The organism is Pseudarthrobacter phenanthrenivorans Sphe3, assembly GCF_000189535.1.
In the GTDB taxonomy this organism is placed as follows: domain Bacteria; phylum Actinomycetota; class Actinomycetes; order Actinomycetales; family Micrococcaceae; genus Arthrobacter; species Arthrobacter phenanthrenivorans.
On record NC_015147.1, the window covers coordinates 83,650 to 94,456 of the forward strand.

At 64.4% G+C, this 10,807-nt stretch carries 13 protein-coding genes; 3 read left to right on the forward strand and 10 right to left on the reverse strand.

Translation table 11 applies throughout. From position 1 onward, the window contains the following. Positions 1-12 precede the first annotated feature (12 nt). Entirely contained in the window at positions 13-1,572 is a 1,560-nt protein-coding gene (locus ASPHE3_RS21100; RefSeq protein WP_013603173.1) for a relaxase/mobilization nuclease domain-containing protein, read from the reverse strand. Continuing rightward, entirely contained in the window at positions 1,572-1,964 is a 393-nt protein-coding gene (gene mobC / locus ASPHE3_RS21105; RefSeq protein ID WP_013603174.1) for a plasmid mobilization relaxosome protein MobC, read from the reverse strand. Before mobC ends, ASPHE3_RS21100 begins: the two co-directional genes overlap by 1 nt. A 693-nt stretch (positions 1,965-2,657) precedes the next feature. On the opposite strand from mobC, the gene ASPHE3_RS21110 reads away from it, so the two are divergent. Then, positions 2,658-2,966 (forward strand): hypothetical protein, encoded by a 309-nt coding sequence (locus ASPHE3_RS21110; RefSeq protein WP_013603176.1) that lies wholly within the window; start codon positions 2,658-2,660, stop codon positions 2,964-2,966. A 518-nt stretch (positions 2,967-3,484) separates the two neighbouring features. Here ASPHE3_RS21110 and ASPHE3_RS21115 read toward each other — a convergent pair. The 5 genes from ASPHE3_RS21115 to ASPHE3_RS21135 all read right to left on the reverse strand — a co-directional run bounded on the left by ASPHE3_RS21115 (position 3,485) and on the right by ASPHE3_RS21135 (position 5,771). Beyond that, positions 3,485-3,772, reverse strand: a complete 288-nt coding sequence (locus ASPHE3_RS21115) for a helix-turn-helix domain-containing protein (RefSeq protein WP_013603177.1) — start codon at positions 3,770-3,772, stop codon at positions 3,485-3,487. A gap of 2 nt (positions 3,773-3,774) precedes the next feature. Then, positions 3,775-4,041, reverse strand: coding sequence for a ParB family protein (locus ASPHE3_RS21120; RefSeq protein ID WP_041653746.1), 267 nt, complete (start codon positions 4,039-4,041; stop codon positions 3,775-3,777). A gap of 15 nt (positions 4,042-4,056) precedes the next feature. Continuing rightward, complete coding sequence (locus tag ASPHE3_RS21125; RefSeq protein WP_013603179.1) at positions 4,057-4,506, reverse strand: ATP-binding cassette domain-containing protein; 450 nt, start codon at positions 4,504-4,506, stop codon at positions 4,057-4,059. Between the two features lie 96 nt (positions 4,507-4,602). Beyond that, on the reverse strand, positions 4,603-5,499 hold the full coding sequence (locus tag ASPHE3_RS22800; protein ID WP_013603180.1) for a single-stranded DNA-binding protein: 897 nt from the start codon (positions 5,497-5,499) through the stop codon (positions 4,603-4,605). 5 nt (positions 5,500-5,504) lie between these two features. Continuing rightward, positions 5,505-5,771, reverse strand: coding sequence for a glutaredoxin family protein (locus ASPHE3_RS21135; RefSeq protein WP_013603181.1), 267 nt, complete (start codon positions 5,769-5,771; stop codon positions 5,505-5,507). Between the two features lie 546 nt (positions 5,772-6,317). Here ASPHE3_RS21135 and ASPHE3_RS21140 point away from each other — a divergent pair. Continuing rightward, the gene (locus tag ASPHE3_RS21140) at positions 6,318-6,545 is read left to right on the forward strand and encodes a DUF2188 domain-containing protein (RefSeq protein ID WP_013603182.1); all 228 of its coding nucleotides are present in this window, start codon (positions 6,318-6,320) and stop codon (positions 6,543-6,545) included. 359 nt (positions 6,546-6,904) lie between these two features. Here ASPHE3_RS21140 and ASPHE3_RS21145 read toward each other — a convergent pair whose 3' ends face one another. Then, positions 6,905-8,251 (reverse strand): ParB/RepB/Spo0J family partition protein, encoded by a 1,347-nt coding sequence (locus ASPHE3_RS21145; RefSeq protein WP_013603183.1) that lies wholly within the window; start codon positions 8,249-8,251, stop codon positions 6,905-6,907. 603 nt (positions 8,252-8,854) lie between these two features. Continuing rightward, positions 8,855-9,763, reverse strand: coding sequence for a DNA-processing protein DprA (dprA, locus tag ASPHE3_RS21150; protein ID WP_013603184.1), 909 nt, complete (start codon positions 9,761-9,763; stop codon positions 8,855-8,857). Between the two features lie 440 nt (positions 9,764-10,203). Here dprA and ASPHE3_RS21155 point away from each other — a divergent pair, with 440 nt between their 5' ends. Further along, positions 10,204-10,440 carry a hypothetical protein gene (locus tag ASPHE3_RS21155; RefSeq protein WP_041653747.1) on the forward strand — a complete coding sequence of 79 codons (237 nt, stop codon included), beginning with the start codon at positions 10,204-10,206 and terminating at the stop codon, positions 10,438-10,440. Between the two features lie 91 nt (positions 10,441-10,531). On the opposite strand, the gene ASPHE3_RS22405 is transcribed toward ASPHE3_RS21155, so the two are convergent. Next, complete coding sequence (locus ASPHE3_RS22405; RefSeq protein WP_167537012.1) at positions 10,532-10,684, reverse strand: hypothetical protein; 153 nt, start codon at positions 10,682-10,684, stop codon at positions 10,532-10,534. Between the last annotated feature and the right edge of the window lie 123 nt (positions 10,685-10,807).

Sequence of the window (10,807 nt, forward strand, 5' to 3'; positions counted from 1 at the left end):
CCCTCCTTGGTGTTATCTCTCAATGTCCGGGCGGGCACTCCCGCTTCGGGTGTCCGCGTGGGTGCGTGCCTGCACGTATTTCGGCGGCAGCACGGAGCCCGCGGACCGACCGGCAACCTGGCCGGCTACACTCGCGCGTACTGCGGCGGTCGCTTCCCTATCCGCTGTGGGCGTTGTCGCTGGGACACTGGGTAGTGCGGCCGCGACGTGACTCAGCTGGTGCTTCACCATGTGGCTGATCTGGCGTGCTCGGCGCAGATCATTTGATGCCTTGTGCATGTCGTGGACGGCCTTGGCGACGTTGAGCAGCTGGCGCAGCATGATCGCCTGCGCGGCGGTTCCGGTGCCGCCCATCGAAGCTGCCATGAGCATGAGCGAGGCTCCGCGGGCAGATGGTCCCGCGCTGCGGATGGGGCGGACCGGGTAGCGCCGCAGTTGTGCCGTCTTGGACAGCTCGTCGGCTGCTGCTGCGAGTGGTCCTGGCGTTGCCTCGGTTGCCGTGGACCAGGCTGCGAAGGCACCGGATGTCTCGCGTGCAACGTGCGCCCAAGTCGCGTGATCGTCCAGCGGGACGGAGCGCAGCGATTCGCGGAGCTGGGCAACTTCGTCGCTGTACTGCTCCCACATGTGCGGGTCCGGTTCGTGGGCTTCACGGCCGATCGTGACCGGGCGGCGTCCACGCGCAGCTGCCTGCCATTCTGCGACCGCCACGGCGGCACCTTGCGGGCTGTCAGGCCACTCGGCACGGAGCTTGGGCAGGGCAAGGTCTTTGGCGAGGTGACCGCCGCCGAACCAAACAGGCCGGCCACCTTTGGGGGGACGTTCTGCCACGCTGTAGCCGACCACGACGTCGTCCCGTCCGGACGCGTACCGCGGCCTGACCAGGGCACCGGTACGGCGCAGGCGTCGAATGAATTCGGCCTCATCCTGGGCCGAAGTCGCGCAGGCACGGACTTTGCGTTCCAGGGACCGGCGTTCCGGTTCCGGGGCTCCCCGCCGTTCGGATGCTTCGCGTTCTCCCGGCCGCAGTCCACGGGTGGAATGCGTTGGTGAAAGTTCTTCCAGGCCGTACTTCTTCTCGAGCTCACGGGCGGCTTGTTGTGCGCGGGGGAAGTCCCGCCAGCTGCTCCACTTCGTGCCGTCCTCGCGGACCATGGAGGCAGCGATGTGGATGTGGTCGTTCCCGGCTTTGCTGTGGCCGTGACGGATCGCCACCCACTGGGCCGGCGCCCGTCCGCTGGCTTCGGTGAACCCCATCTCGTTCATGAAGTCCTGCGCAATCTCAGCCCACTTTTGGTCGGTAAGGTCGCCTTCCTCGGCGCGCAGGGAAAGAGAGCAGTGCCAGACATGGCCGCCGGGAATCTCAACGCCCAGGACGCTTCGGGCACGGTCCAATTCCTTGGCAATGGCCTGTGCCGCGTCGGTGTTCAGTTCGTCATCATTGTGCCAGGCCATGATCGACGGTGAGCCCGCGACAAGGTGCGGGTCGGTGTGTTCGTTAGCCCGGCCGGGACCGGCAAGGTATGCGATGAGCCCGTGCATGCGGGTGCCCTTGGTGATGTTGGGAATCATCAGCGCACCATCGAATCCAGCATCGTATTGATGCGGTCAGCGACCGCCCGTACCCGGGTCAACACGGTGCGGGCTGCTTCGGGGAATTCGTCCGTGGCGTTCGCGTGCCGGGCGAGCTGGTTGACGTTGTTTGACAGGGCAGCGAGGTAGCGGCGGGCCGCGATGAATTCCACCGCCATCGCCCGCCGCTCGGCCAGCGACTCGGAGTTCTCCGCGTACAGGGCAGCGCTGACCAGAATCTCCGACGGGCTGCGCCCGGTCCGTTCCTCCAGCACCTTCAACTGCGCGCGCTCAAATTCGGACATCGACACCCGCACGTACTGAGTGTCACCGTCAATATTCGCGCGGCGCCGGCGGGAGAACCGGGGCGGCGACTTCGACTCTTCAGTCATCCCCATCCCACTCCCCCAATGCCCAGCGCAGCGCCCCGGAATCTCCGGGCCACACTGACGAGTGTGCCGCATCCAGGGCCGCCGGCCGTGGATCAACACGCGGGTTATGGCACATAACCACATAGCTTGCTCCGGAAAATCACCTCCGCCTTCATTTGGCGCTCTGGGTGGTTGGCTGGGTACTGCCCTGCAGGACGCTGCGCGTCTGACTTGTTCAACGACTGCGTCGTTCCGTTTCGGCTGGTTGAGGCTACTGCCCGGTCCTTCCTTGGCAAGTCTCCGCAGCCGGCTTTCGCGGCATATCCTCGCTCCGCTCCGGTATTCCACGGTCCGACTGACTCCGACTGGCCAATTCCTTCACCGGCCAAGTTTCGGCAAGCGTGCCGAAAGGAACGCGGCATAGGGTTAGCGAAAGGTACAGTTTTGGCTCTCATCTCACCGACCACAGTGGCCAGGCAATACGGAATCTCTTCGACACAGCTGCGGCAGTGGCGGCAGCAAGGTATCGGCCCCGAATACTTCCAGTTCACAGCCCGAACTGTCAGCTACTCAGACGACTATCTGCGGGACTGGTTCAACGACCCACGTAACAGAGAACTGCTGGCAGAGCAGCCTCAGGCCAAGGTGGACATCTCATGCCAGGATCGGCGCGTCCGGCCGAGCCGGCCTCGAGCTGATCGTTAGGCTGGACCCATGGCTACCCTCGATATTGAACAGACACGAAACCAAGCCCGCGCGCTGCTGGACTCCCGCATCGAATCCGTCACCGCCCTGGTAAAAAGCCGCCAGAGAATTACCGAACTGAAGGATCAACTTGTCGCCGCCGAACGCGATGACAAGCGCGCCTACGTACAAGCCACCCGGGATGGATGGAGCGCCGACGAACTGAAGAAACTTGGCCTCGAACCCTCGGCAGTCAAACGCCGACGGACAGCCAAGCGCTCCGCCGGTTCGGAACAAGGAACCGACCAGGACGCCGGCACGTCCGTCAACGAACAATAGCCCTTGGCGACGCCGCGGTGAAACCAAGTGACCGTGGCAGGCAGCTAATAGGCCGCTACACAACAGAAGGACCGGAACACTCCGGTCCTTCTGTTGTGTAGCCTGGAGCATCCTAGAAGTAGAGCGGTGGGCCGTGCACAGCCACGCCCAAAACGGTCTATTAAAACTGGGACAATTTCCCATGGTCCAAGACCCACGCTGCCGTCGCACCTGAAGGGGCGGCTGGGTCTTCTTCAGCAGGGACGACACAGGACTACACAGCGCGGCATCCTTAGGTACGTATTGAACCATCCCAGGGGCTGGGTTCTAAGGCACAGGAGGCTTCCCGGGCCGGTACATCGCGGTGACAACCACAAGCTGCAGGGCGGCGCGCATCACCACCACTTCTGCAGGCCCGCGTGATCCAAGCAATGGCACCAGCCGCAGCAAAGAGTTCACAAGACGGTGAACCTGACCCGGCAAACAAAAGGCCGACACCCATCATGGGGTGCCGCCTTCGACGGTTCAGCCGCTGCAGGTCAGTTGTCTGCCGGGGACTCCGCCTCGGGAACCTGGCCGGATGCAATGCGCTCCGCTGTTTTCTCGTATGCGGCATCGATGTACGCGCTCAAATCGTCTTCCCGGACGCGCCAAACGCCGCGGCCGCCAAACTGAGCTGCCCTCAACTCCCCACTCCGAACCAGTGCGTAGACCAGCGGTTTACCAAGGTTCAGGACCTCCTCAACCTGGTCCAGTGTCAACATCCGCGGGAACGGGTTAGCCCCGGGCGCACCACTCCTGCTTGCTTCCTCAGTCCTCTTAGCCACGCTTACGTTTCCTCGTTTCGGTGCTGCATTTCATCCACTGTTCTCTGCCCTCGCCGCAGCTCGCCGGCCTGCACCGGAGGCCACGGCTTACCGCCGTTGTACTTGCGCTGCAGACGCTTCACTTCACGCATCGTCGCCCGGACGATAAGGTCCGAAACACTGGCGTCGCCCTCCTGCAGGCCAGCGGCCCTGAACGCGGCCCGGACCTGTCCCGCCTGCTCCTCCGTGTAGTACGGCGTGAACGCCGGAAACCGTTTCGGCTTCGCCATCAAAAGAGTCTCTGCCTAGACGGAGCGCAGTGCCCGCGGCCACGGGTGCAGGCTGTCCAGGTAACCCTTCCCCCGGGACATGGAGCCGTCTTCGTTGAAGCGGATATCCGAGTGCTGGTGGCTGCCGCAGGCATGCGCGATCGCGGCCAAGACCAAGTCCAGGTTCTCCCGATCCAGCCCCGACACAAGGTCACCCAAAACCACCGGAACATCCTCAGCAAGGGACGCAGCGAGCATGAGGAAACGACGTTCCCCACCAGAGAGTGCGCCGGCCTGCTCTGGGATGGCTGCGAAGTCAATCCATGCGTGTTCCCGGTAGCCTTCCTCGGTCGTGGTGGCGGCCTGAGCCCACGGGTTACCGACCTCCGCGAAGCGGCCACCAAACGCCTTCAGCAACAGCTCTGTTGCCGCCTCTGTGGTGTACGAACCTCGCGCCCAGGCGCGGAGGTCATCTGCATGCGTCATCGTTTGTGTCCTTCTCTCGCGGTCTCTGGTTTGCCGGTGGTGCGCCTGATGCCTGTCGGGGCCAGCGTATCTGCTGACCCCGACAGTTGTATTGCTTTAGAAGGGAGGTTCGGAGTCGGGTCCGTTGCCCCATCCCCCAGCCGCGTTGCTGTTAGCCGGCACAGCCCAGGGATCATCCTGCGGGCCGGATTGGGGCTGGCTGTTGGCATTGCCCTGGTAGCCGTTCCCCTGCCCGCCCTGGGGGCGGCGCTGGGCGCGGTTGACCTTCGCGTTCGCGTATCGAAGGGACGGACCGATCTCGTCCACTTCGAGCTCGATCACGGTGCGCTTCTCGCCGTCCTTGGTTTCGTAGGAACGGGACTTCAGCCGGCCCGTGACGATCACGCGCATGCCCTTGGTCAGGGACTCGGCCACATTCTCAGCCGCTTCCCGCCACACACTGGCCCGGAGGAAAAGCGTCTCCCCGTCCTTCCACTCATTGGACTGACGGTCGAACGTCCTGGGCGTGGAGGCGATGGTGAAGTTCGCAACGGCTGACCCGCTCGGAGTGAAGCGCAGCTCTGGGTCGTTGGTCAGGTTTCCAATGACAGTAATGGTGGTTTCGCCGGCCATGATGGTTCCTTTTCCTCGTCTGCTGGTGATGTCGTCGGTGTCTGGTGTGGGTTCGTTTTGAGGTTCGGTCCCACCCGGTTCGTTGTGGGTGAGGTCGTTGGGTTGGTACTGGTTTGCGGTGTGCGCGTCCCAGAGCCAGCCCTCGCCGAGTGGGGCGCGGCTGATCGTCTCCAGGTACCGGTCATCCACGCCCGTGTCTGGGAAGGCGTAGCCGTCGTACAGGTCCTCACTGAGGGGTTCCACAATGGCGGGCTCCACAGCGTAGGGGTCCACAATGTCGGTGGGAATCCTGCCGCTGGGGTTGACCTGGCGGAACAGGTCCACCTCCAACGGGATCCGTGGGCTGAGTTTGTACCCGACGACCGGGCGCGGGGTGGTCACTGTCCTCACGCTGCCTTGTGGCTCATGGCTGCCTGGACGAGCTTGTCGCGGCGCAGGCCGGACCAGCGGTCCTGGTCATCGGTGTTGTTCACGACGACGGGCGCCTGGGAGTAGCCGAGTTCGGCGGTGATGTACTCCAGCGCTGCCGGCACTTCGGTGATATCCACGGCCGTGTAGCTGATGCCCTTGGAGTCGAAGTAGTCCTTCGTCTTCTCACAGTTCGGGCACTCGGGCTTGGTGTAGACCGTGTAAGCGGTCGGTGTTGCAGTCATTTTCAGCACCTGGTTTCGTATCAAATAAGTTTCGTTCGTCTGGCTGACTTGCTACCTCAATTTTAGCAATCATTCAACTGAATGAATAGAGGTTTTACCGCATATTCTAGGCCTTTTTGCGCTATACCTGAGCGGACATTCTGCACTGAGCCACGGGGACGGATGGCTGGTCGCGCCGCCGGCGACTGTGGCGGTCTCCGCAGGTTCGCCAAGGCTTAGCCCCCTGTGCCTGAGAAGCCCCAAGCCCTCGGAAGTGCTGATAGGTATCCGGCGGGGTGGCAATGCTGAATGGGTGTCGTCCCTGCTTCAGGAACATGAACCACGGCGAACAGCGCGCCGGCAGCGCATGGTGTGGACCATGGGAGAGGGAGCCGTCCCGGACTTGAAAAGTAAGCATGCTTGCTATTAGGTTGGTGTCAGCTTCGCCGCCTGGCCCCCATCAGGCGGACGGCGTTAGGAAAGCCTCGCGGTCCCAGTGCTGCGAGGCTTTTCGCTACCCGCGTGTACAGGGGTGTCAGGATCCGAATCGGCAGAGGGAGTTATGCAATGGCTCAGGGCGATATCGAGACGTACTACGAGGACGGCCAGTGGAAGAACAAGCGTGAGGGTACTGACCGCGCGTTCGGTGCCGGCTATGGCACCAAGGACGAGGCAGTAGCCGCGGGCCGGGAAGCGGCCCAGGCTGACCAGGTCGAGCACGTCATCAAGAACCAGGACGGCCAGATCGGCTCTAAGAACAGTTACGGCAACGATCCGCGGAACGTCCCGGGCTGATTGCTGAGCGACGCCTTTGCGTTGCGGCTTGCTTGGGGGCACAAGAAAGGCCGGCGGTTAGGCCGGCCTTTCTGCGTTCTCCTCGGCAAAGGAAACTTATGGATTCAGCTTAGCTGAATGTTCTTCTTCGAGTGCTGCAGCCGCTGGGAGCGTCGTTGTTCCCTGGGGGCGCGGCACCTGGCGGGCGAGGACGTGGGATGCGTTAATCGGCGGTCCGTCGCTGGTGAGTCGCTGCTACGGTTCGCCCTGGGCGGCGGACCGCCCGACTTCTGGAAGGTTCCTGGCCTTCCCTGCGGCGATTGGGCTGGGCCCGTGCCGGGCGGGGTTTGGGATCCGCCGCCCGGCGCAGAAGCCGTGGTCTATCCGGCTGTCTCGGTCTTGTCGCCGCTGTCGATGATGATCTGCTCAACCTCGCTTGCGGTGTATCCCCAGAGGACCAGCTGGTTCAGGTAGTCCCGGTGGGTTTGGCTCGGTGAGCGCCACGAATCTTTTTGGATGGTCTTTTCATACCCGGCGCAGATCAACGCAATCAGTCCAAACTCCGGCCGGATGGTGGTCTTGGCGACGTGGTCCCTGAGCGGGTTCCACGCCCACTGGCTGGACTCTTCGAACTTCGCCCCCACCATCTCTGCGGCCACCTTCCCTTCGTAGCCGCTGGCGGTTTCAGAGTGGTGGGTGATCGCGTGGAGGGTGAAGTACTGCCAGCCCTTGGGGGCCTGCTTCTTCGCCAGCAGATTCTTGACCCATTCACGCCTAACCACAGTTGCGGACTGCATCAGCTTGTTGTTCTCGATCAGGGTCTTCCGTTCGGCTTTCTGCTCGTCGGTCATGGGGCCTTTGGGGGCCGAAGAGGTGCCGTAGCCGCTGTAGTAGCGGAGCGTGAAGCCCAGTTCTTTCCAGCCGCTGACCACGGCGACGGCGGAGTGTTCGCCGCGATAGTCCGTCTCAATGTAGACGGCGTTTCCGTCCTCGTCGGTGGCCGGTTCCCCATCCGCCCTTTTCAGCGAGGTAACGCGGAGGGTTTCGCTGTCCTCCCCGTATCCGCACTCGAAAACAACGAGGGTTCCTGCCGCCTCCAGTTCGGCGGTGAGTGCGGCCAGCGCTGCGGCGCGGTCGCGCTTGTCGCGCAGCTGCTGGGTGACGTGCAGGAGCATGTCGGGTTCGTCCATGATGACCGATTCGATTTCGGCCGTCGCGTCTTCGTCGGACTCAAATTCGGCGAGAATAAGGGCTTCTTCGATGGTGTAGCCCTTGCCCAGGGCGGCGGCTCCGGTCTCGGTGGACTTGGCTTTGAGGGCGGACTCGACGGTGGTCCTGGTCCGTCCGGTCTTCTTGGCGATCGCGGCGGCCGAGACGCCGATCAGGGACAGCTGGTGGTAGGCGTCGGCCTCGTCGGCTTCGGTGAGTTCGGCGCGCTGGATGTTCTCCACTACCTGCGTGACGATGCGTTCGGCTTCCTCGGGACTTTCGATGATCATCACCGGGATCAGGGGCCGAGCCGCTTCGACGGCGGCCCGGGTGCGGCGCTGGCCCATCAGGACGTGCACGGTTCCGTCGTCCCTGCGGTGGGCGATCACGGGTTCCATGACGCCGTGTACCTTGATACTGGCGATGAAATCTGAGGTGAGGGCGGCGTCCTTGCGGACGTTGACATCGACAGTCAGCGTTGCCGGGTCAAGCATTTCCAGCGTGGGTGCTGCGTTCATGGTGTTGCTCCTTCTTGCCGAGAAGTGGGGTGGGTGGGGCGACCAATGGTGACCGGCCAGCTCCCCGCTCCCCCCGTTGTTTTTGGCTGCTGGCGAAGCTTGCGGAGCTGTGCACGTGCAGGCCCGTCTACCCGCCAGGGCAAGACCCGGGAAATCTTCGGAGGAAATAAGCGACGAAGGAGCGCCGGAGAAGACTTTCCCGGGCCGCAGGCCCCGGAGGAACGAAGGGGCTAGAGGGGCCGGAACGGGCACGTACAATCCGAAGGACAGCAGCCAAAAACGTCGTAGACACACAGGTTCAGGGGGTCCGGAGCTCTGCGACGGCGCGCCCTGGACCCAACAGCCGGCCGCGCCAGCGGACGCCCATCAACTGGTTGAAGCGCAGCGGAAACCAGGGCGAGCCCAGCGAGCCTGCCCTTCCACTCCCCTGCCCAGGGACAACCCAACGGCACCACAGCCCATGGCTTGCCGCCGACGGCCGCCAACCGTGCACCTGGTTACTGCGGGATTGGCGGTCCGCCGCCGGCGACCACCAACGAAAGCCCGCCACGACGGCGGACCGCCCGCGGTGACCGGCCCCGAAAGACCGGCCACCCTCCGGGTTTAGCTGGCGAGCAGTTCGGTCAACTCGGCCGCGTCTGTGACCAGTTCCGCGGCACCTTCTTTCAGGAGCCGGTGGCATCCTGCGGAGTTGGCGCTGTGGACGCTGCCGGGGACGGCGGCGACGTGCCGGGCGATGGTTTCGGCATGGTGCGCGGTGTTCAGTGCACCGGAGCGCCAGCGGGCCTCGACAACACAGGTCACTCCGGCCAGCGCGGCGATGATGCGGTTCCTCTGCAGAAAGCGGTACCGCGTGGGGGCGGATCCTGGGGGCAGTTCCGAGAGGGTCAGGCCGTTGGCGCGGATCGCGGCCGCGAGGTCGGCGTTTCCGGACGGGTAATCGCGGTCCAGCCCTCCGGCGAGGACGGCGATGGTGGCCGTGCCTTCTCCGGTGCTTCCGGCCAGTGCGGCGCGATGGGCGTGGGCGTCGATGCCGTAGGCGAGTCCGGCGATGACGCAGATTCCGCGCTGCGCCAGGCTGTAGGCGAGGTCACCGGTAACAGCGGCGCCGTAGCTCGTGCAGTCACGTGAGCCTGCCAGTGCCGCGCAGCTGCCGGGATCGGGGATCCCGTTCCCGATGTTGCCCCGGTACCAGAGCCCGAAGGGCGCGTCCGGAAGGTCGTCCAGGCCGGTGGGCCAGTGCTCATCCCCAGGGATCAGGAAACCACCGCCCAGGCGTTCGATGGTGGCCAGGTCCTTCTCCGGGTCCAGGTCCGGCACGCGGGGTGCCCAGCGCTTCAGCGCGGCGGCCAGCTCCTCGCCCGTCACGTCCGGGAGGGTGTGGGCGGGTTGGGCGCCGGTGGCGAGCCGTAGCGCGGCGTACGCGCCGAGCCTGCCAACAAGGGTCCGCCCAACCGTGTCGTTCGGTTCGAACAAGCGGGTCAGGGCTGCGCGTGCAATGCGGTCGTTCATGGTGTTGCTCCTTCTTGCCGAGAAGTGGGGTGGGTGGGGCGACCAATGGTGACCGGCCAGCTCCCCGCTCCCCCCGTTGTTTTTGGCTGCTGGCGAAGCTTGCGGAGCTGTGCACGTGCAGGCCCGTCTACCCGCCAGGGCAAGACCCGGGAAATCTTCGGAGGAAATAAGCGACGAAGGAGCGCCGGAGAAGACTTTCCCGGGCCGCAGGCCCCGGAGGAACGAAGGGGCTAGAGGGGCCGGAACGGGCACGTACAATCCGAAGGACAGCAGCCAAAAACGTCGTAGACACACAGGTTCAGGGGGTCCGGAGCTCTGCGACGGCGCGCCCTGGACCCAACACCCGGCCGCGCCAGCGGACGCCCATCAACTGGTTGAAGCGCAGCGGAAACCAGGGCGAGCCCAGCGAGCCTGCCCTTGCCCCTGAGTAGGGTTAGGGAATGAGCGATCCGGCTCCACGCCCTGGCCACAGCAGTGACGCCAGGCGCGCAAGCGCATGGCTGTCACCGAGGACCTGGCGGGTCCTGGCTGTGGTGTTCACCGTTGCCGCGCTCGGATCGGTGGCGCTGGTCGCCGTGGATCTGGCTGTCGGCCGGCCGGCCGCCGGTGACCTCTTTATCACTTTCCTCAACGGCCTCGCGGCCGTCATCCTGTGGATGTTTGCGCGGCGGACATGACGAAGGGCCGGCACGTTGAATGTGCCGGCCCTTCGCGGGTTTTCCTCGGCAAAAGGAAATCTATGGGGTGCAGCGTCGGTGCTGCTTGCGGTTACAGCTCGTAGTCTCGGTGGTTCTTCCTGGGCCGGTCCACGGGGCCGGTGGCGGGGCCTGCTGTGAGCAGGCTCAGTTCCAGGATGTCTTCCAGGGGGCTCGCGTCCGGGGAAACGGTATCGTCCTCGGTCATGCGGAATTGATCTGCCATGCTCGGGACTCCTTGGCTGTGCGGGGATGAGGCTCCCTTTCACAGTATCGGCAGTTCCTGCGCGCGGGCTGGAAGTGGCGCCGCCCGCGCAGCGTTTACGCGGCCGGCGGAGATGTTCCTATA

Excerpts from the sequence above, each read along its gene's own strand:
- ASPHE3_RS22405 (WP_167537012.1), bottom strand. The coding sequence starts at position 10,684 with ATGGCAGATCAATTCCGCATGACCGAGGACGATACCGTTTCCCCGGAC.
- ASPHE3_RS21140 (WP_013603182.1), top strand. The coding sequence starts at position 6,318 with ATGGCTCAGGGCGATATCGAGACGTACTACGAGGACGGCCAGTGGAAG.
- ASPHE3_RS21110 (WP_013603176.1), top strand. The coding sequence starts at position 2,658 with ATGGCTACCCTCGATATTGAACAGACACGAAACCAAGCCCGCGCGCTG.
- ASPHE3_RS21100 (WP_013603173.1), bottom strand. The coding sequence starts at position 1,572 with ATGATTCCCAACATCACCAAGGGCACCCGCATGCACGGGCTCATCGCA.
- ASPHE3_RS21155 (WP_041653747.1), top strand. The coding sequence starts at position 10,204 with ATGAGCGATCCGGCTCCACGCCCTGGCCACAGCAGTGACGCCAGGCGC.
- ASPHE3_RS21135 (WP_013603181.1), bottom strand. The coding sequence starts at position 5,771 with ATGACTGCAACACCGACCGCTTACACGGTCTACACCAAGCCCGAGTGC.
- ASPHE3_RS21120 (WP_041653746.1), bottom strand. The coding sequence starts at position 4,041 with ATGGCGAAGCCGAAACGGTTTCCGGCGTTCACGCCGTACTACACGGAG.
- dprA (WP_013603184.1), bottom strand. The coding sequence starts at position 9,763 with ATGAACGACCGCATTGCACGCGCAGCCCTGACCCGCTTGTTCGAACCG.
- ASPHE3_RS21145 (WP_013603183.1), bottom strand. The coding sequence starts at position 8,251 with ATGAACGCAGCACCCACGCTGGAAATGCTTGACCCGGCAACGCTGACT.
- ASPHE3_RS21125 (WP_013603179.1), bottom strand. The coding sequence starts at position 4,506 with ATGACGCATGCAGATGACCTCCGCGCCTGGGCGCGAGGTTCGTACACC.
- mobC (WP_013603174.1), bottom strand. The coding sequence starts at position 1,964 with ATGACTGAAGAGTCGAAGTCGCCGCCCCGGTTCTCCCGCCGGCGCCGC.